General features: G+C 62.0%; 18 protein-coding genes and 1 tRNA gene. 5 read left to right on the top strand and 14 right to left on the bottom strand.

The window, feature by feature from the left end; genetic code table 11:
• Positions 1-26 precede the first annotated feature (26 nt).
• From ACYVKM_RS17595 to ACYVKM_RS17545, 11 genes are all read right to left on the bottom strand, one after another.
• Positions 27-461 carry a type IV pilin protein gene (locus ACYVKM_RS17595; protein WP_460878904.1) on the bottom strand — a complete coding sequence of 145 codons (435 nt, stop codon included), beginning with the start codon at positions 459-461 and terminating at the stop codon, positions 27-29.
• Between the two features lie 262 nt (positions 462-723).
• Positions 724-3,999, bottom strand: coding sequence for a pilus assembly protein (locus ACYVKM_RS17590; protein WP_460878903.1), 3,276 nt, complete (start codon positions 3,997-3,999; stop codon positions 724-726).
• A 199-nt stretch (positions 4,000-4,198) separates the two neighbouring features.
• Positions 4,199-4,825 (bottom strand): pilus assembly PilX family protein, encoded by a 627-nt coding sequence (locus ACYVKM_RS17585; RefSeq protein ID WP_460878902.1) that lies wholly within the window; start codon positions 4,823-4,825, stop codon positions 4,199-4,201.
• A gap of 1 nt (position 4,826) precedes the next feature.
• Complete coding sequence (locus ACYVKM_RS17580) at positions 4,827-5,822, bottom strand: PilW family protein (protein WP_460878901.1); 996 nt, start codon at positions 5,820-5,822, stop codon at positions 4,827-4,829.
• Positions 5,823-5,872: 50 nt separating this feature from the next.
• Positions 5,873-6,373, bottom strand: coding sequence for a type IV pilus modification protein PilV (pilV, locus tag ACYVKM_RS17575; RefSeq protein WP_460878900.1), 501 nt, complete (start codon positions 6,371-6,373; stop codon positions 5,873-5,875).
• Positions 6,374-6,447: 74 nt separating this feature from the next.
• Positions 6,448-7,119 (bottom strand): GspH/FimT family pseudopilin, encoded by a 672-nt coding sequence (locus ACYVKM_RS17570; RefSeq protein WP_460878899.1) that lies wholly within the window; start codon positions 7,117-7,119, stop codon positions 6,448-6,450.
• Between the two features lie 411 nt (positions 7,120-7,530).
• A tRNA-Thr gene (locus ACYVKM_RS17565) sits at positions 7,531-7,606 on the bottom strand.
• 72 nt (positions 7,607-7,678) lie between these two features.
• Positions 7,679-8,641, bottom strand: coding sequence for a 4-hydroxy-3-methylbut-2-enyl diphosphate reductase (ispH, locus tag ACYVKM_RS17560; protein WP_460878898.1), 963 nt, complete (start codon positions 8,639-8,641; stop codon positions 7,679-7,681).
• A 64-nt stretch (positions 8,642-8,705) separates the two neighbouring features.
• Positions 8,706-9,206: a signal peptidase II gene (gene lspA / locus ACYVKM_RS17555; protein ID WP_460878897.1), complete on the bottom strand. Its 501-nt coding sequence runs from the start codon at positions 9,204-9,206 to the stop codon at positions 8,706-8,708.
• A 90-nt stretch (positions 9,207-9,296) separates the two neighbouring features.
• The gene (ileS, locus tag ACYVKM_RS17550; RefSeq protein WP_460878896.1) at positions 9,297-12,158 is read right to left on the bottom strand and encodes an isoleucine--tRNA ligase; all 2,862 of its coding nucleotides are present in this window, start codon (positions 12,156-12,158) and stop codon (positions 9,297-9,299) included.
• Positions 12,159-12,265: 107 nt separating this feature from the next.
• Complete coding sequence (locus ACYVKM_RS17545) at positions 12,266-13,219, bottom strand: bifunctional riboflavin kinase/FAD synthetase (protein WP_460878895.1); 954 nt, start codon at positions 13,217-13,219, stop codon at positions 12,266-12,268.
• Between the two features lie 341 nt (positions 13,220-13,560).
• On the opposite strand from ACYVKM_RS17545, the gene rpsT reads away from it, so the two are divergent.
• The 4 genes from rpsT to ACYVKM_RS17525 all read left to right on the top strand — a co-directional run bounded on the left by rpsT (position 13,561) and on the right by ACYVKM_RS17525 (position 16,268).
• Positions 13,561-13,824 (top strand): 30S ribosomal protein S20, encoded by a 264-nt coding sequence (gene rpsT / locus ACYVKM_RS17540; RefSeq protein WP_072760571.1) that lies wholly within the window; start codon positions 13,561-13,563, stop codon positions 13,822-13,824.
• A gap of 261 nt (positions 13,825-14,085) precedes the next feature.
• Positions 14,086-14,991, top strand: a complete 906-nt coding sequence (locus ACYVKM_RS17535; protein WP_460878894.1) for an SEL1-like repeat protein — start codon at positions 14,086-14,088, stop codon at positions 14,989-14,991.
• Between the two features lie 68 nt (positions 14,992-15,059).
• Positions 15,060-15,320, top strand: a complete 261-nt coding sequence (locus tag ACYVKM_RS17530; RefSeq protein WP_460878893.1) for a hypothetical protein — start codon at positions 15,060-15,062, stop codon at positions 15,318-15,320.
• A gap of 51 nt (positions 15,321-15,371) precedes the next feature.
• Positions 15,372-16,268, top strand: a complete 897-nt coding sequence (locus tag ACYVKM_RS17525) for a tetratricopeptide repeat protein (protein WP_460878892.1) — start codon at positions 15,372-15,374, stop codon at positions 16,266-16,268.
• A gap of 334 nt (positions 16,269-16,602) precedes the next feature.
• Here the strand turns inward: ACYVKM_RS17525 and ACYVKM_RS17520 are convergent, their stop codons facing one another.
• The 3 genes from ACYVKM_RS17520 to ACYVKM_RS17510 are packed head-to-tail and all read right to left on the bottom strand — an operon-like array spanning position 16,603 to position 18,982.
• A complete protein-coding gene (locus ACYVKM_RS17520) occupies positions 16,603-16,905 on the bottom strand; it encodes a DUF6587 family protein (protein ID WP_460878891.1) in 303 nt (100 codons plus the stop codon).
• Positions 16,902-18,740: a ferrous iron transporter B gene (gene feoB / locus ACYVKM_RS17515; protein WP_460878890.1), complete on the bottom strand. Its 1,839-nt coding sequence runs from the start codon at positions 18,738-18,740 to the stop codon at positions 16,902-16,904. The genes ACYVKM_RS17520 and feoB overlap by 4 nt, the downstream gene beginning before the upstream one ends.
• On the bottom strand, positions 18,737-18,982 hold the full coding sequence (locus ACYVKM_RS17510; protein WP_460878889.1) for a FeoA family protein: 246 nt from the start codon (positions 18,980-18,982) through the stop codon (positions 18,737-18,739). Before ACYVKM_RS17510 ends, feoB begins: the two co-directional genes overlap by 4 nt.
• Positions 18,983-19,101: 119 nt before the next feature.
• Between ACYVKM_RS17510 and ACYVKM_RS17505 the strand changes: the two genes are divergently transcribed.
• A complete protein-coding gene (locus tag ACYVKM_RS17505; protein WP_460878888.1) occupies positions 19,102-19,902 on the top strand; it encodes an enoyl-CoA hydratase-related protein in 801 nt (266 codons plus the stop codon).
• Positions 19,903-19,914: the final 12 nt, after the last annotated feature.

The raw sequence follows: 19,914 nt of genomic DNA, 5'->3' as shown, positions 1-19,914 counted from the left end.
AGGGGATGCGCACGATCAGCTCGATCTCACCAGCAAGTAGCCCCCCCGCCATCCGCGTCGCGCGTGCCGGCCTGGTTCAGCGTGAGCATGCCGCATTCGGCATCAGCGACCTGCGGACCCTGCGGTGTGGCGCTGATGGTGTAGGTGGATGCGTCTGGGGTACCGACGAAGTCGTAGGCGTAATTGTTCCCGGTCTGCGCAGCGCTCTCGCAATCCAGCCCTGGCTTGGGTGCGTCCGTGTAGCTCAGCTTGGTGGTGTAGTACCGCTCCATGTAGTTGGCGTATTCGGAGAGGCATGCCTTCGCCGCTGTACGACGGGTCTTGATGATGTAGTGGGTGTACGAGGGATAGGCGATCGCAGCCAGGATGGCGACGATCGCCACCACGATCATCAGCTCTACCAGCGTAAAACCGCTCGAAAAACCGTGACACTTCATTTTTCGATACAAGGATTTGTTCATGGCGTACTTTGCTCCACTCTTCGACTTTTCAACGTTGCTCTCGCCTCACCGAAAACAGCGCCGGTGCGCCGAACATCATGTTTAGACATCCAAACCGATAGCCCTTTTACCGCCTGCGCCCGCCATCTGCCGGATCGCAGCGAAGCCGGCTGGAAATGCCATTCCGGCGAAGCCTGGCGAGATCAATCTCAAATTTTCATGACCTCACCCGCGCCGCGGGCCTGTAGAAGTGACGGGCGTTCCAACTCGATGTCATCTCCGATCAATACTTGATCTCTCTCCAGGAGACGCGTGAGGGGTCATCTCCGAAGGGAGGATTCACCTTGCTGAGAGCCGCGCTGCCCTTGACGGTCTGGGTCACCAGGTAAGTCTGCCCACCCGACTTGACCGTTGTCGGACTACCAACTGCATCGAGTCGGACGCCACTGACCGTCGAACCATCGCTGCCGGTACCGAAACTGCCGTCCGCGCCGGGGAAAAAGCCCTGGGCGATGCCGCCGCCCGATGCCGGGTCGAAGGCCATGGTCCAGCCGCTCTGCAGTCCTGGGTTGCACTGCAACGCGGAGATGACCGGCGGGCTAGCTGTACTCACCACCACTGCTCCACCAATCATCACGGGGTTGTAGATGATCTGCTCCTGCGCATCGGGGAAATCGAACAACCAGCCATATTGTTTGTTGGAGTCCACATCACAAGTGGTGCTGTCCTGCCAGCACACCTTGTTCGTGGTGCTCATGGTGCGATAACCCAACACCTGGCCATCGGAACCCGCGCTCGATTGCGATACCAGGGTCTGTTTCAGCAAAGCCGCCCGGGCAATCGCCCGGGTACCCGTCAACTGTGCGTACTTCACGCTGGACTTGCCGTTCCATCCGGCCATGTCCCAATCCCAGATACCGTAGAAGGTCTGGACTCCTGTGGCGTACTTGTCCCCGCTGGTGGCATCAACCGGCGTTTTCTGACCGGTGCCGAAGAACACCATGTCTCGGATCACGTCACCCGTCTTGACTGACGCTACCGTGACCGCCGTGGTAATGGGCTGGAGTTTTCCGCTGGCGTCCTTGGCCACGAACAGGGGGGTCGCCTTGCCGTTGCCAAACTGTGAGACCACCCATTTGGCGGGGTCATTGCTGGTGAGATCGAAACGCCAGACATTGCCCTGCAGATCACCCGCATAAAGGTAATCGGCGATGCGGTCCCCGTCCAGGTCCACCGACGTCACGTAGGCAATGCCGTTTTGGATCGAAGCCGACCCGACACCGGTGTCCAGGAACCGGAACGCGCCGATGGCTCCACTGGTCTTGTCGACCAGGCCGATATACACACCCGCCGTCGTACCGCTACCCAGGCCGTTGCCGAAGATGACGGCCCACTGGCCGTTGTGCAGCCGGGCAATGATCGGCGTGCCGACGGTATTTCCGAGATGCGACATCCCGGTCGTTGCGCTGGTCCAGTCTCCGATAACTACAGAGGCCGCCGTATTCTCGGAAAAGCCAGTCGGGTTGGTGATATCAAGCGCATATATCTCCTTCCCGCTGGAGCCAACCCCACCGACCAGCCATGTATGCCACTTGCTGCCATAGAACAAGTCGCCCACGCCCGGGGTCGCATCTACCAGATAGTCATGGACGTACAACGGATCAGCGAGTGCCGTCGCCTTGTCTGCAAGCACACCGGACGGCATGAACCCGAGGACTTCCTTGCCATCATTATTGGTGCTGACGTAGGTGCCCGTGCCGTCATAGGCGCCGGCCTCGAAACCGTGGAGGAACCCATCGTTTCCACCTACATAGACCACATTGAGGCGGGTCGCATTGTCACTGGCGAACGAGTTGTAGGTTGGCACGCCAGTCTGGTTTTCAGGCTCGTTACCCGGCACGCCGTACAAGCCATCGCTGAATGCGTTCGGATAGGTATCGCTGTAGGGAGCGCCCACCCACGTCGGGCTCGAATCGATGATATCGCCCAGCACCACGTTGCGTGCCCTCAGCGTACCCGGCGGACTCTGCAACTGCTCGACGGTGCGATCGCCACGCAACCATGCGAGACGATTCTGGCCTGCACTATCCGTGCTGTCCAGGCTGGTCTGCTGTGCTGGGCTGAGGTTGGTCCATTGCAGGGGCGACCCCTTGCCGCTGGTGTCATTCCAGGTCAGCAACGTCCGCGCCGCAGGCCCCTGGACAGCAACCGTATTGATCGGCTTGCCCTGGGCATCCGTGCCCATCGAGTCACAGGCGCCACCAGTGAGCACGCACTTGGCATCCCAGGTGGCCACCGATGAAACGCTGAGCGTTCCGCCAGTGGTGACCAGTGGCACGGATTGCAGGGAACCCCACCAGTTGTCCGATGAATAGGAGGCCAGATAAATCTGGGTTCCGGTCTTCACTTCGCCCGACTGCACCGTATTGGCACCCGCACTGCTGTTGGACTGCAGCGGCGAGGCCTGGAAACAGGTAATTTCATGCACATTGTTGCTGCCACCGGTGCCTGCGGAAAAGCCGAACCGGAAAGATGCCGGCAATGGGCCATTGCTGGCCGTGATCAGGCTATTCACCAATACTGGTTGAAACGCACCGTTATTGTAGCTATACGAAAAATTCAGCAAACCGGCTGGAGAAAGCGTCAGTTTGTAGGTGATAGGCCAGCCCGCATTCCTCGTTGTCGCTGAATTGGATGCGATCGGCAGGGAGTCAGGCAGAATCTTGTAGCCGTCGGCAATTGCCTTGTAGTTATATGGAATGTCTTTGAGATTCTTGCCACCCTGGTTTCCGGAAGACACATATTTTCCGGTTTTACATGCATCCGTGACCTTCGTCTTGTTGGGACTGCTATCTGAATAGTATGAAGAGTTCTGGCTTTTCAACCACGCCCATGTCGTATTGCCAGCGCCACGCAAGCCAATTCGCTCAGGCTGATAAAAGCCGCTGTTTTTGTCTCCATAGGAATTAGTGCCATTGGCCTTCGATCCACCGGTCGCATTGGAATTAAGAATCCCGGTATTGGTGTTGTCGCCACTATTGAGGTAATTCCCATATTCGTCGACACCCAACCCAAGATAAGCATTGGCCATACCTTCATAGGTGTCATTTATATTGGAACAACTGTAGCCCAGACTACCGCCAAGGCCACCGGCAACCTTCGGGGCGGTTGCCGTGCCATCGGTAAGCATGAACGAAATACCGTCCGCTCCATTCTTTGCGGTGCCATCCTTGCTGCCGCCGTACGTATAGGTGGTGAACGTGACCTGCATGCCCTGGCTCAACGGGAACGTGAAATCCGAGAGAATCGCACCTGTCCGGTTGTTCACAGCGGAAGTCAGACGGAGCGCTCCGGAACCGGCAGTATCCTTGGGCGTGGAACAGGCCTTGATGCTCCCTGCGCCATTGCCTGCCGTGAGGCACGCATCATTCAGCGAAAGCCACTTCAGACTGCTCGACGCTCCCGAGAAATTGTCGGTATAGGTGGTCGCCGCAGTCGCCGCACAGGCAAAAAGCAAACCTGTCAGCGTGAACAACATTTTCGCGGATTGAGTGGACATGCCTTTTCCCCTTCCTGTTTGGCTGGATCCGACCGATATCCGCAACGCCATGACGGCTATTGGGAAATACGGCGGACCACTGGTTCTTTGTGGCGCGAGTGCTGCGACGGGATACCCAAACTGCGTGCCGGATCCCGTGAATCCATGACGCGCAAATAAAATGTCTGGTGACGACGAGCGCCGAAAAGGCGGAAATCCCTTATTTTCTATACATCGACTGAAGCACCACGCTGGCGCGATTCCCTACGTCAGCCGGACCACTGCGGGCGGTAATACGGTAAAAGTCAGCCATGTTGGTCGAGCCACAGGGGGCGTAACCGGAGCAGTTGGAGAGCTGCTTGACGTCGGGTACCGGGACTTCGAATTTGCCCATGTATTCGATGACGTACTGGGGCTGGCTTGCGGCCAGCTTGCCTGCATCGTATTTCGCGACAGGAACGGACTTGATGGCGCTGGCCGGGAAGCTGGCATCACTGAGAGGATCGGCCAGGCAGATGTTTCCGCTGGTCGGCGAACAGTCTCGGAAACCGGCCGGTGCCGCCGCCGTGGTGTTCTGTATCTCAACCTCGGCCTGCCGCAGCGCTGCCTCATTCGCCTGGAAGGCAATTTCGCGGTCGTAGAAATTGGCGGTCATTTTCTGTTGCATGATGGTTCCGCGAACCGCCGCCAGGCCGACCAGGGTGACCACGATCAGCAGGATCAGCGCTGTCACCAGTGCTACGCCATGCTGTCCAGCGCGGTCCGGGAAGCGACGATATCGACGCGCGATATACACCAGCTTCGGCCGGTGCGTCGTGGACAGATTGAAGATGGAGAAGTGGCCCATTTCAGTTCACCCGGTTGCGCACGGTGGAGGTGACCGTAAAGATGCGCTGGATAGGCTTGGCATCGGTGCCCGCGCGCTTGTCGGTGCTTTGCACCGTCAAGCTGACTTGCGTGGCATCGACCTTGCTCCAATCGGAGACATCTTTGGCCAGCACGAAATCGGGTTGTAGTGACTGGTGATACTTGATGTTCATGGCTGCGACGTCGCGCACCATTTCCTGCGCCGTCGAGGTGCCATCGCCGGTGGCTATTTCCATGCGATACAACGAGCTGCCGCCATCCGGGTTGCGGCCTACATACCAGTCGCTCGCTGCGAGCTTGACGATCGGTGAATTGGCTCCGAAGGTGTAGGCGTTGCCCACCGGAGTGCATACGCTGGGAAAGCCCAGGCCAGTCGAACAGTTGCCGGTCGCGTCGGACTTGTACGCGTAATCGAGCGTCTTGCTGGACGGGGTGTAACCGGTGATCTTGAAAATCGCCGCATGATGGGGATCGCACACGATCATCACGTCGCCCACTTTCATGTCCGCGCTGGCTTCATTGAGCGTGAACTGGGCTGCTGCCTGATTGTTGCTGGCTATGCTCAAGCCCGAATCCGCAGCACTCAGCAGCATCAGGGAATCGGTACCGGCGAATTGCTGGCCCGCAGCCGTGCCCGTCTTCAACTGTGGATCGGCCGTTGTGCTGCCCAAACCGTAACCGCGTAGTGCGTTGCCCCAGTTGGCCCACCAGTCGGTGCCACCCATACCCGGGCCGTTGTTGAGAACATTGGCAACCTGCCCGTTGTTGCTGCAGCCGAGGAGACCCGCTTCGCGAATGTCATTGGCCATCATCTCGAACGCGATGCGTGTGCCATCCTGGACATCGCCCAGCGCCTGATTCGTGCGGTAGGTCTGCTGGCCCGCCAGAAATACGCTGACGACACCGGCAATGACAATCAGCCCGAGCAACATGGCGATCATCAGCTCGATCAGGGTGAACCCGGTCGGGGGCCTCAAGTGATGAACCCCACGCCGGACCGAACCCCGCCGAATGAAAGGACGCTCGCTCATAGCATCCCCTGGGTGGTGACATTCTGGTCACTGGTACCACCCACGCCGGCCCGACTGTCGTCAAAGGCGATGGTGATGGTGCATACGCCGGTGGCCTTGCAATCCACGTTGCCCGTGGTGGTATCCACCTCACCGAAACTGATGCCCAGCTGGCTGCACCAATGATTGAGCTGGGCACCGGCCAGGGTCGTGGTGTCCGTGGGGCATGCATTGGCCTTGACGGTTTTGTTATAGGCGCTGTTCTTGGCACTGGCGATGTCCGCGCGCATCGCATCCAGGATCGAATAGCTGTGGATGGTGGCCATGCTGCGCGCCATCGCGCTGTTGTTGGTGGACAGGGACTTTGCCTGCAATGCTGCCAAGCCGAGAAATCCGATGGAAACGACCAGTACGGCCACCAGCACCTCGATAAGGCCAACACCACCTTGGTGGATGGCAGAAAGTCGCGACTGGCGGCGAACTTGCCGCGCAGGAAAATCCAGCGGCTGTACATGCATGCCGGATACCGATCCCCGACGAGTTTCATCCACGGACTTCGCAGCAGTACACAGTGCCAGGCTGATGCAGTCATTCATGACGGGCACGCTCCCGAGGCGGTGGTGATGGTCACAATCGAGCCTGCCGCCATGCTGACGATCCGATGATTGTCGACAGTCATCGCGCTGGTGCAGATGTCGGCGATCTGGCCGCCATACGGGGTTGAGCTGCCGATCGCGTTCCCAAGCCCGCGGCTGCTGAAACGCACTGCGGTCACGTTTCCGTTCAATTGCAGTGGTGCTGCCAGCCCAGCCGCATCTGCACGTATCTGCGTGACGTCGGCACCGGTCATCGCCCACACCGCTCCGGCATCGGTGGTGCAGGCGGCACCCAGTGCGTCATCTGCATCATTCGTGTTGTTCGCAGCCAGATCGCTGCAGAACTGGGTGCGGGCATTGAGCTTGATGGCTTCCATCCGCGCGGTGCTGAGCGCGCTGACCATATCGTTGGCCGTGGTGGTGAGCTTGCTGGAAAGCGTGATGCTCTTGAAACTCGGCACCGCAATCATGATCAGCACCACTGCCACGGCGAGCGTGATCAACAGCTCGACCAGGGTGAAACCACGCTTATGCCGGCTCCCGGTGAGCCATAAGGATTCCGATATGGCAGCGCCACCCAGCCCATGGCCGGGCAAATGCCCATTGGCCAGACGCGGCTCTCTCGCCCTCGTCGACGAAACACTGCGCTGGCCCAGCCACGATTGCATGAGGATTCCCCTGCTGATTCTCGTGGCACCATAGCAACGTAATAACTTACGTCAATATCTTGCGCATGGAATTGTGACCACTCTCCGATGAGCGGCAGAGAAAATCCGACAGGCGGCAGGGCAACTCGGCGAAACGCCATGACCGGCAGATGCCATATGCCACTTTTGCATGGGCTGGCCTGGACGGGGAACGGGAAACCGCCCGAATGCAGCAAGGCTTGAGGTGTATCGGCTCTGGCGAGCCGATACACGCGCGCACTGCAAGCCTCGAACGGCCCTTCGCTGGCACGGGACCACGGATGCCATCCGACTTTCGTCATCAAGCCGCTGCAAAGAACATTCAATGCTCTTTGAGATTCCGTGCGAAAGCCCTGCAAAACAAAGGCCCGCATCAGCGGGCCTTTGAAGTTCTGGTGCCGGAAATAGGAATCGAACCTACGACCTACGCATTACGAATGCGCCGCTCTACCAACTGAGCTATTCCGGCAAAGAGCCGCGGATTTTACGGTGCGGGACGAAATGGCGCAAGCACGATGCATCCCGCGAAACAGTGTCTGGTTCAGAGGCTGGCGGTCGTATTACCGCCGACCACGCGCAGTTCCTTGGGTAGAGCGAAGGTGATGTTCTCCGGCTCGCCGTCCAGCTCTCGGACCTCGCCGGCACCCCATGATTGCAGGCGGGCGATCACGTCGCGCACCAGTTTTTCCGGTGCCGAAGCGCCAGCGGTGAGGCCGATGCGGGTGACACCATCGAGCCAGCTGTGCTCGATATGTTCGGCGCCGTCGATCAGGAACGAGCGTACGCCCTGCTTCTCGGCCAGTTCGCGCAGGCGGTTGGAATTGGAGCTGTTGATCGAGCCGACCACCAGCATCAGATCGACCGCATCGGCGAGCCGGCGCACGGCATCCTGGCGGTTCTGCGTGGCGTAGCAGATGTCGTCCTTGCGTGGACCTTCAATGTCCGCAAATTTTGTGCGCAGAGCGTCGATGATCGCCTTGGTGTCGTCCACCGACAGCGTAGTCTGAGTGACATAGGACAGCTGATGCGGAAACTTCGGCACGAGCCTGTCCACACATTCCAGCGACTCGACCAGCAGGATCTCGCCGGTATTGGCCGGATTCCACTGACCCATGGTGCCTTCGACTTCCGGATGGCCTGCGTGGCCGATCAACACCACGCTGCGACCGATGCGCCCGAGTCGCGCTACTTCCATATGCACCTTGGTGACCAGCGGACAGGTGGCATCGAACACCTTGAGATGGCGCTGTTCGGCCTCTTCGCGCACCGCCTGCGATACGCCATGCGCACTGAAGATCACCGTCGCACCATCCGGAACCTCGTGCAATTCCTCGACGAAGACCGCACCATCGGCGCGTAATTTGTCGACGACGTAGCGGTTGTGCACCACCTCGTGGCGCACATAGATCGGCGCACCCCACGATTCCAGCGCACGCTCGACGATGGCGATGGCGCGATCGACACCGGCGCAGAAGCCACGGGGATTGGCGAGCAGGATGTCCACAACAGACCTCGATGGAATCTCGATGAGCGATTCCGGCCCGCGCCGGAATGATGAGAAGTGGGAATTATCGCACGCTGCCCGTGGGCTTGCCGGCGAACAGGCCAAACGCGATCAGCAGCACGGCGCCAACGGTGATACCGCAATCGGCGAGATTGAAGACCGGGTAGCTCCACTGGCGGAAGTACACCTGGATGAAGTCGGTGACCTGCGCGGCATGCAGGCGGTCGATCAGGTTGCCAAGGGCTCCACCCACGATCAGTCCCAGCGGCATGCCGGTGCGCCAGTCGCGACGCGGCGTACGCGCCAGCCACACCACCAGCACCGCGCTGATCACCAGCGCCAGCACCACGAAAAACCAGCGCTGCCAGCCGGCACCATCGGCCAGGAAACTGAAGGCCGCGCCCGTGTTGAACGCCAGCGTCCAGTTCATGAAACCCGGTATCACCGCATGCGGCATGCCCATCGGCTGTAGTGCACTTACCGCCCACCATTTGCTGAGCTGATCGAGTGCGACGACCAGAACAGAAAGCCACAGCCAGGGGAGTGCATTGGGTTTGGTGGTCATGTGGGCTCGTGGTTTCGGTTGAGATGAAAAGCTTGCAGCGTTACAGCCTCTCCCTAATGAATACAGGGGAGGGATGGATACACCGCCGGCTCAGAACCAGCGGCGATTCTCGCCCGGCCCTTCGACATTGCTGACGCAGCGACTACACAACTCGGGGTGATCCGCATGCGCCCCCACGTCCTCGCGGCGATGCCAGCAACGCACGCACTTGGCGGCATCACTGACCGTGGCCGACACCCACACATCGGCGCCCTCCAGCTCAGTCAGTACCGCATCGTCTGGCTGCCCACCGGCGAGATCGAGGCGCAGCTCCGAGGTGATGAAGAAGAAGCGCAGTTCATCCGCCGTCGGTGCATAACGTGCCACCGTCGCAGCATCGGCGTGGATCATCAGCTTCGCTTCCAGCGCCGCACCGATCTGTTCGGCCTTGCGCATGCCTTCGAGCACGCGCGAGGCGGTGTCGCGGATCGCCAGCAGGTCGGCCCAGTAACGACGTTGTTCTGGCGAGTTCTGGGTGGCAACGAGACCGTCGTACCAGGTTTCGAACAGCACGCTGTCGCCGCGCTGGCCTGGCAGGGCTTGCCAGATTTCCTCGGCGGTGAAGCTGAGGATCGGTGCCAGCCAGCGCACCAGCGCCTCGGCGATGCGGTACATCGCGCTTTGCGCACTGCGTCGGCCGTGGCTGTCGGTCGGCATGGTGTAGAGCCGGTCCTTGGTGATGTCCAGATACAGCGCGCCGAGCTCGTTGGTGCAGAAGTTCTGCACGCGCGACACGATCTCCGGGAAGTCGTAACGCTCGTACGCAGCCAGCACGGCCTGCTGCACGTCGTACGCCTGCTGGATCGCCCACTGGTCCAGCAACAGGCTGTCCTTGACCGGGACAAGATGTCTGGACGGATCGAAGCCATCCAGGTTGCCGAGCAGGAAACGTGCGGTATTGCGGATACGACGATAGCTGTCCGATACACGCTTGAGGATCTCGTCGGAAACGGTCATCTCGTTGCGGTAGTCGGCCGAAGCCACCCACAGCCGCAGGATGTCGGCGCCGAGCGTGTCCATCACCTTCTGCGGTGCGACCACGTTGCCGAGCGACTTGGACATCTTGCGACCGTTCGCGTCGACCGCGAAGCCGTGAGTGAGCACATCGTCGTAAGGTGCGCGACCATGAATGGCCGACGAGGTGAGCAGCGAGGACTGGAACCAGCCGCGATGCTGGTCGGAGCCTTCGAGGTACATCACCTTGTACTGTGAAGCCGTACCCTGCTGCAGTTCAGGGCGCTGGCCGATCACCGCGAAGTGCGTCACGCCCGAATCGAACCAGACGTCCAGCACGTCGGTGACTTTCTCGTAATCCTTCGCCTGGTCGCCGAGCAGCTCGGCCGGATCCAGCGTGAACCATGCATCGACGCCGCCCTGCTCCACCTTCTTCGCGACCTGCTCCAGCAGCGCGACGGAATCCGCATGCGGCTCCTGCGTCGCCTTGTGCACGAACAAGGCGATCGGTACGCCCCAGGTACGCTGGCGCGAGATACACCAGTCAGGCCGACCAGCGACCATGCCGGCGATACGCTCTTCCCCCCAGCCCGGCACCCAGCGCACATCCTTGATCGAGGCGAGCGCCGTCTCGCGCAGCTTCGCCTGTTCCATGCTGATGAACCACTGCGGTGTCGTGCGGTAGATCACCGGCGTCTTGTGGCGCCAGCAATTCGGGTAGCTGTGCTCGATCTTCGCGAACGCAAGCAGCACACCGCGCTGGCGCAGCACCTCGACGATCGCATCGTTGGCCTTCCAGATATGCATGCCGCCCAGCTCGGTGTCCCCCGCGGCCGGCGTATCGACCCGATAGGTACCGCGCGGCTCGATGTAGTTGAGCAGGCCGATGCCGTACTCGCGCGCCACCACGAAGTCCTCGACACCGTGGTCGGGCGACGTATGCACGGCGCCGGTACCGTCTTCGGCGCTGACATGGTCACCGAGGATCACCGGCACTTCGCGCGAGTAGAACGGATGCTTGAGTTTCAGGCCTTCCAGCGTCCGTCCGGGCGCATGGCCATGGACGGTCGCCTGCTCCAGGCCATAACGCTGCGCGACTTTGTCGACCAGCGCACTGGCGATGACCAGCAGAACACGCCGGCCATCACGCGACGGGCCCTCGATCAACGCGTATTCGAGCTCGGCACCGAGCGACACCGCCAGGCTTTCCGGCAGCGTCCACGGCGTGGTGGTCCAGATCGGAATGGCCACGATCGCATCGCCAGCATCCACACCAAATTTCGCCGCCAGAGCCTTGGCATCGACGGCGTCATAGGACACATCGACCGCGGGCGAGACCTTGTCGCCGTACTCGATCTCCGCCTCGGCCAGCGCCGAGGCACAGTCGAAGCACCAGAACACCGGCTTGGCGCCGCGCACCACGTGCCCGTTCGACACGATGTGCGCCAGCGCGCGCAGCATGTCCGCTTCGTACCTGAAATCCATCGTGCGGTACGGCCGCTGCCAGTCGCCGAGCACGCCGAGCCGCTTGAAGTCGGTGCGCTGCGCATCGACCTGCTCGGCGGCGTATTCGCGGCACTTCTGCCGGAACGCAGCGGCATCGAGCTTGTCGCCCGGCTTGCCGAACTTCTTCTCGACCGCGATCTCGATCGGCAGGCCGTGGCAGTCCCAGCCCGGCACGTAAGGTGCGCGATGGCCGGCCAGCAGCTTGGACTTGACCGTGATGTCCTTGAGGATCTTGTTGACCGCGTGGCCGATGTGGATCGAGCCGTTCGCATACGGCGGGCCGTCGTGCAGCACGAAGACGTTGTCGCGATCAGCAGTCTTCTGCTGGATCTGCGCATAGCGGTCGATCCGCTCCCACTCGGCCAGCCAAGCCGGCTCGCGCTTCGGCAGGTCGCCGCGCATCGGGAAGTCCGTCTGCGGCAGGTTGATCGTGTTCTTGTAATCGTGGGTCATTGCCTGGATGCCGTTACTGAAGTGTTGCCGCCCGCCAGCTAGCCAGCGGACCAAAGAGTTCAAACTTAATGGATTGACGCGCCTACCGGAATACCGCTTGTCGCCACTCAGGCTTCGACCAGCCGCGGATTCATTCCCAGCAGCTCGCGCGCCATGCGCGAATCCAGCGCCATCTGCGCCTTGAGCGGCTCCAGCCCGTCGAACTTCTGCTCGTCGCGCAGCTTGGCCACGAACTCCACCGCCATGCGCTGGCCGTACAGGTCGCCGTCGAAGTCGAACAGGTGCACTTCCAGCAAGGGCTCGCTGACCTCGTTCACGGTCGGCCGCACACCGAGGCTGGCGACGCCGGGCCAACTGCACTCACCTTCACCCAGGCCCACACGCACCGCGAAGATGCCGTGGATCGGACTGACCCGCTGCTGCAGGTGGATATTGGCGGTGGGATAACCAAGCGTGCGGCCGAGCTGGTTGCCGTATTCGACCTTGCCGTCGATCACAAACGGGCGGCCAAGCAGCGGCACGGCGCCGGCAAACTCGCCGGCAGCCAGCAGCATGCGCACCCGGCTGGCCGAGACGCGGGCGCCATCGAGCTGAACCGCCGGCATCGTGCGGGAGGCAAAGCCCAGTTGCGCGCCCATCCGCTCCAGCAGGGCGACATCGCCGGCACGCTTGTGGCCGAAGCGGAAATCACCGCCTACCCACACCTCCCGCGTAACCAGCCGTTCCACCAGCACGCGTTGAACAAAATCCTCGGCCGACATCGCCGTCAACGCCGCGTTGAAACGCAACAACAAGGTGTGCTGCATGCCGGCGGCGGCAAAACCACGGAGCTTTTCGCGCACGCTGGACAGCCGTGGCACGGGCTCGATGGAAAAGAACGCACGCGGCAACGGCTCGAAACTCACCACAATGGGCGTGCAATCGAGCACCTGTGCACGTTCACGCACCTTCGCCAGCAGCGCCTGATGCCCGCGATGCAGGCCATCGAACGCACCGATCGCGATCACGCTGCCACGCGGTGCCAGGCAAGGGCCCGCGACATCCCTGGAAAGTCTCATCATCGCGTGAGTATAACGGGCACAACGGCGGCATCAGAATCGCATGAATACCGGATACGGCATGGATCGACATGGGACCCGCCACCTCCTAGCTGCATGCGATGCCATCGCCTTCGCCGTCCACGATGGCCGCCAGGCTCCCCGCGGTGACGGGACGCAAATCGGTCGGCTGCGAAATTCGGGAGGCGGCCTGGATATGGCAGAATACGGGTTCGTGGGCACCCCATTACGCACAGGCCGGACACAGGCTGCCGGTCAGCCACCTAAATGATTGACGCAACGGCAAATCGCCGTCATAATTGGCGTCTTTTTCCAACCTCAACACTGCATTCCGGAGTTCTACCTTGGCCAACATCAAGTCCGCGAAGAAGCGCGCGCGCCAGTCCGAACAGCGCCGTCTGCGCAACATCAGCGCCCGCTCCATGGTCCGTACCGCCCTGAAGAAGGTCGTCAAGGCCATCGAGGCCAAGGACAAGGCCGGCGCCATCGCCGCGTTCACCGTCGCCCAGCCGGTGATGGATCGTTACGCCGCTCGCGGCCTGATCCACAAGAACAAGGCCGCCCGTCACAAGAGCCGCCTCAACGCGAAGATCCGCGAACTGGCATAAGCCGGGAGCGCGATTCGAGTTGCACGAAAAGCCGGCGCAAGCCGGCTTTTTTTGTCGGAAATGATTTGTCAGAAATGAAATGCAGGCTGGTGCCAGCCGATTTTCCCTGCCTGGGGAATGCCGCCGCAGCAGCATGTCCCGCATGCATGTCTGTACCGACCAACTGCTGGCAAGGGTTGCTTGATGCATCTGTTTGCGCAGCTTCCTGCAAAAGCGTAACGTCGACTGGCAAGCCTGTGCATCAATTAGGGAATGATTGCCATGACCATTCGCTTGTCCGCCCAGCCCCTTCTTCTCGCCATCGCCGTACTTGCCCTTCCCGGCATCGGAAAGGCGCAGGACAGTACGACACCCGCCAACATCAGCCCACCAGCACCTGCCAGCCATGTGGCGCCACTCTACGATTCAGACACCGACATCGGCCGGGTGCAGTCGTCCGCCTTCAACACGCCGGAAGCCGATGGTCGGCCTGGTGAATACTATTTCGACCTCGGCGCGCAGGCGGTCCAGCAGAAGGACTATGCGCACGCCATCGCCATGTACAAGGTCGCCGCGTCGTGGGCCTACAAGCCGGCGGAATACAACTTGGGCGTGATGTATCTCAGTGGCCAGGGCACCCCGGTGGACCTGCCGCGTGCGCTGGCATGGATGGCACTGGCCGCCGAACGCAACGATCCGCAGTACGTCAAGGCGCGTGACCTGGTCAATGCGCACCTGAACGATGCGCAGTTCAACCAGGCCAATGTGATCATGGCCCAGCTGCTGCCGACGTATGGCGACAAGGTGGCGCTGGCCCGTGCCGAGACCCGCTGGCGCGAGGTCCGCGCAAGCGTCACCGGCACGCGCGTGGGGTCGGCAGCGGGTCATGTGGAGGTCGGCGCCGTCGGAGGGGCCACGAATCACATGCAGTCGCCGAACTACGATGTCCACGATGGTGGCCACACCTCAACCAACGCGGCCGAAGTAGCGGGGGTCTATCAGACGGATGGCGCCATCGCGTATCAGCAGTTGCGTGAAAGCAACAACCCGTACGACCCGAAATTCGAGCGACATCCCGACGCCACCGGGACGGTCACGGTCGAGCCACTGACCCCGGTCAGCAAGAGTGACGCGGAAAAATCCGCCACTTCAAGCGACACACCACCGACAAGCAACTCCAATCCCTGAGTCGAGCCTACGCGCGGCTTGCGTGTTGTAACAAGGTTATTCATGTCTTCCGCCGAAAGGCAGAAGACATGGCCAACACCCGCGCCATCGCAGCGTTCATCACCGCTCCGCCGGTGATAGATCGTTACGCTGCCCGCGACCTGCTCGACAAGACCAGGCCGCCCGCTGCACAGAGCCGCCGCAATGCGAAGCTCCGCGAACTGGTGCATGCTGGCTTTTTTTATGCCCAAGCATTTCCCCTCAACGCCAACGGGCAAGCACGCCCCATACCACCGAACGACATGACTACAAGTTGCACGTGTCGGCTGATTGCGCAGCCTCCTGCATAAGCGTAGCGTCCCCACGCAGACTTGCGTATCGATCAAGGAGTGCTTGCCATGATGACTCGTTTGTTCGCCCCGCCGATTCTTTTCGCAGTCGCTGCATTTATCCTTCCCGGCATCGGAAAGGCGCAGGACAGCACCAATACCAGCCCTCCAGCGCCAACCAGCCATGCGGCGCCACGCTACGATTCGGACGCCGACACCGGTCGAGTGCAGACGCCCAGCTTCAAAACACCGGAATCTGATGGCCGGCCCGGCGTATATTTCTTCTACCTTGGTGCGTATGCGGTCCAGCAGAAGGACTATGCGCACGCCATCGCCATGTACAAGGTCGCTGCGTCGTGGGCCTACAAACCGGCGGAGTACAACCTGGCCGTGATGTATCTGAATGGCCAGGGCACCCCGGTGGATCTGCCGCGTGCCTTGGCATGGATGGCCCTGGCCGCCGAACGCAACGATCCGCAGTACGTCAAGGCGCGCGACCTGATCAACGCGCACCTGAACGATGCGCAGTTCAACCAGGCCAATGTGATCATGGCCGAGCTGCTGCCGACGTACGGCGACAAGGTGGCGCTGGCACGCGCCAAGACCCGCTGGCACGAGGTCCTCGCCTCCGCCACCGGCTCGCGCGTGGGGTCGTCCGCCAGCCACTTGATAGTGGGCGCCATTGCTGATGACCCAAACCACATGGGATCCCCGTACTACGATGTCCACGATGGTGGGGGCGTCATTTCCTCGGGCTTCGAGATCAATGGGGGTCATGTCACGGACGGCTCCATCGCCTACCAGCAACTGCGGGCCAGCAACAACCCATACGACCCGAAATTCAAGTGGCTACCTGGCGCCACCGGAACCGTAACGGTCGAGCCCCTGACCCCGGTCAAGAAGAAGGATGCGGTCAGCGCCAAGAAATCGACTGATTCCGTTACGACAGGGAGCGGCAACCCATCTTGAGTTGCACCGGCTTCGCGTATGGGTTCAGGAGCAGGAAACAGCGCGGCATCGGCGACCCACACACAGATTCTAAGGTGAAGTACGCCAGATCACTTCTGCCGACATTTACGTCTTCGCTTGATTGAACGGGCGTCAGCCCATGTTTCACGGCGCCTAAGGATAGTCTGAATAACTCGTCATCCCAGCGAAAGCTGGGATCCAGTGCCGTTGCAAGTCACTGAAGACGCTGGATTCCAGCTTTCGCTGGAATGACGGGCAAAGGCTTATTCAGACCATCCCTAATGGAGGAATAGCCATCTGTCGACAGCGAAATACTTGTGGCTATAAAGCCGCTTTATTTGGCCCGTGAACGAAACTCCAGCGGCATCACCCCCGTCCGCGCCGCAGCCGGAGGCTTGGGCCCACACGCACCGCAAGTACTGCAGCCGTCACTGCAATTGCCGGTGGCCTGCTTCGGCTGCAGACGTTGCCCGAAGGCACGCAGCCATGCACTGCGCTCCGGTCGGCTGAAGCGGATCGAAGCCGCCGCCAGCCAGCGGTTGCTGAGTTGCGGCGCAAGCTTGCGGAACACGATCAGCGCGCTGGCCAGCACGATCAGGCCGATCACCACGTATTGCAGCAGCAGGCCGGTGCTCATGTCAGCATCCTCGCCACCTGGTAGACGATGAACGACGCGGCGTAAGCCATGCCGAACATGTAACTGAAGGAGATCGCCACGTTGCGCCAGGAGTCGGTTTCGCGGCGGATGACCGCCAGGGTCGACATGCACTGCGGCGCATAGGCGAACCACACCAGCAGCGACAGCGCACTGGCCAGCGAGATCTGTCCTGCCAGCGCATGACCCAGGCCGCCGGCGGCTTCACCGCCGACCAGATAGACGGTGGCCAGCGCCGCCACTGCGGTCTCGCGCGCGGCGAAGGCCGGGATCAGCGCCAGGCTGATCTGCCAGTTGAAGCCGATCGGCGCGAAGATGTATTGCAGGCCACGCCCGATGTAGCCGGCGAAGCTGTAATTGATGGCCGGCCCGGGCGCGCCCGCCGGCGGCGACGGGAAGGTGGAGATGAACCACATCAGCACGGTCAGGCCCAGGATCACACCGGTCAGGCGCTTCAGGAAAATCCCGCCACGCTCGTACAGACCTATCGCCACGTCGCGCAGCTTGGGCATCCGGTACGACGGCAGCTCCATCAGCAGTGCATGCTCGCTCTTGTCGCGGCGGAGACGCTTCATCACCCAGCCCACCGCCATTGCGCCGAGGATGCCCGCCAGGTACAGAGAAAACAGCACGATGCCCTGCAGGTTGAACACGCCAAACACGTGACGCAGCGGAATGAAGGCACCAATCAGCAAGGCGTACACGGGCAAGCGTGCCGAGCAAGTCATCAACGGTGCAATCAGGATCGTCGCCAGACGGTCACGCGGGTCCTGGATGCTGCGTGTGCCCATGATGCCGGGGATCGCGCAGGCGAAGCTCGACAGCAGCGGAATGAACGAGCGCCCGGTCAGCCCCACCGACAGCATCAGGCGGTCGAGCAGGAACGCCGCGCGTGGCAGGTAGCCGGATTCCTCCAGCACCAGGATGAACAGGAACAGCACCAGGATGACCGGCAGGAAGCCGAGTACGGTGCCCAGGCCACCGAACAGGCCATCGACAACCAGGCTCTGCAGCGGTCCAGCCGGCAGCAGCGTGGCGACATGACCACCCATCCAGCCAAAGCCGTCACCGATCACATCGCTCATCGGCTTGCCGGCCGCATAGACCGCCTGGAACACCAGGAACATCACCACCGCCAGGATGGCCAATCCGAATACCGGATGCAGTGCCCAGCGGTCGAGCGCGTCGTCGAGCGCCGCGGTGGCACGCGGCATCGTCACCGTCGCGGTCAGCAATTCGCGCACCTGCGCGTGCAGGTCGGCCCGGCTGTCGGCGTCGTCCGGCTGCGCCGGTGCAGCCGCCGGCACCTCGCCATCGACCCGCTCGATCAAGGCCCTGGCTCCGCCACGCTTCACCGCAACGGTTTCCACCACCGGCAGGCCGAGTCGGCGCTGCAGTTCCGGTACGTCGATGACAATGCCGCGCTGACGCGCGGTGTCCATCATGTTCAACGCCAGCACCACCGGCCGGCCGAGGCGTTTCACTTCCAGCACGAAACGCAGGTGCAGACGAAGGTTGGTGGCATCAGCCACGCAGACGATCAGATCCGGCACCACCTCGCCCGGGTAATTGCCGGCGCAGACGTCGCGGGTGATCTGCTCGTCCGGACTGTTCGCCTCCAGGCTGTAGGTACCCGGCAAATCCAGGATCTGCAGTACACGGCCGGACGGCGCGGCAAAGCGGCCTTCCTTGCGTTCCACCGTGACACCGGCGTAGTTCGCCACCTTCTGCCGGCCACCGGTGAGCAGGTTGAACAAGGCGGTCTTGCCGCAATTCGGGTTGCCGACCAGGGCGATCCGCAGGGTCGAGGCGCTCATGCGGCCACCTCGGTACGCACACTGATCCGGGCCGCCTCGGCACGGCGCAGTGCAAAGCGGGTGTAACCAATCTGAATCAATACCGGATCGCCGCCCATCGGCCCGATCGCCACCACCCGCACCGGCTCGCCATCGACGAAACCGAGGTCACGCAGGCGCTGCGCAATCGGATCCGCGGCATGCGCATCGTGCACGCGGTCGACCACGGCGGGGGCACCTTTGGGCAATTCGGACAGACGCACGGGCGGCTTCACAAATAAGAATTGTTCGCATTGTAGTCCTTTGTCCGCTCCGCTGCATCACACCCGGTCACCGCCCTGCGCTGCGTTTATCATCACGTTATTTGCAGCCGGGACAACCGATGACCGATTCCATCCTCAGCAAGCGCCGCGGCAGCGTGGCCTGGCTCACCCTGAACCGCCCGCAGATCCACAACGCATTCGACGATGCCCTGATTGCCACGCTCACCGAGGCGCTGGCCCAGGCCGAGGCCGATCCGGCGGTGCATGCGGTGGTACTGAGCGGCCATGGCAGCTGCTTCTCCGCCGGCGCCGACTTGAACTGGATGCGAGGCATGGCCGGCGCCAGCGAGCAGGAGAACCGCGAGGACTCGCTGCGTCTGGCGCGACTGATGCGCAACCTGCAGTTCCTGTCCAAGCCGACCGTAGCGCGGGTCAACGGCGCGGCCTATGGCGGCGGCGTCGGCCTGGTTGCCTGCTGCGACATCGCGATCGGCGTCGACACGGCCAAGTTCGCGCTGTCCGAGGTGAAACTGGGGCTGGTGCCGGCGGTGATCTCGCCGTACGTGATCGCCGCGATCGGCCTGCGCGAAGCGCGCCGGCTGTTCATCACCGGCGAGGTGTTCGAGGCCACCACTGCTGCGCGCATCGGCCTGCTGCACGCCGCCGTACCCGCCGCCGAGCTGGACGAGGCGATCGAGCGCCAGTTGTACTTGCTGGCCAAGGCCGGGCCGCTGGCCCAGCGCGAGGCGAAGCAGCTGGCCTTGCGCATCGGCGGTGCCGAGCGGGCCGAGGCCGAACGTATCGACACCGAGAACGCCGAACTGATCGCTCGCCTGCGCGTCTCGCCGGAAGGCCAGCACGGGCTCGGCGCCTTCCTCGACAAGCGCGCTCCGGCGTGGGTTGGCCAGTCCACGCCATAGGCGCTGCCGGTA

The organism is Rhodanobacter koreensis, from assembly GCF_054782855.1.
Note: the sequence above shows the minus strand (reverse complement) of the source record. Positions and strands in the feature narration are given on the sequence as shown.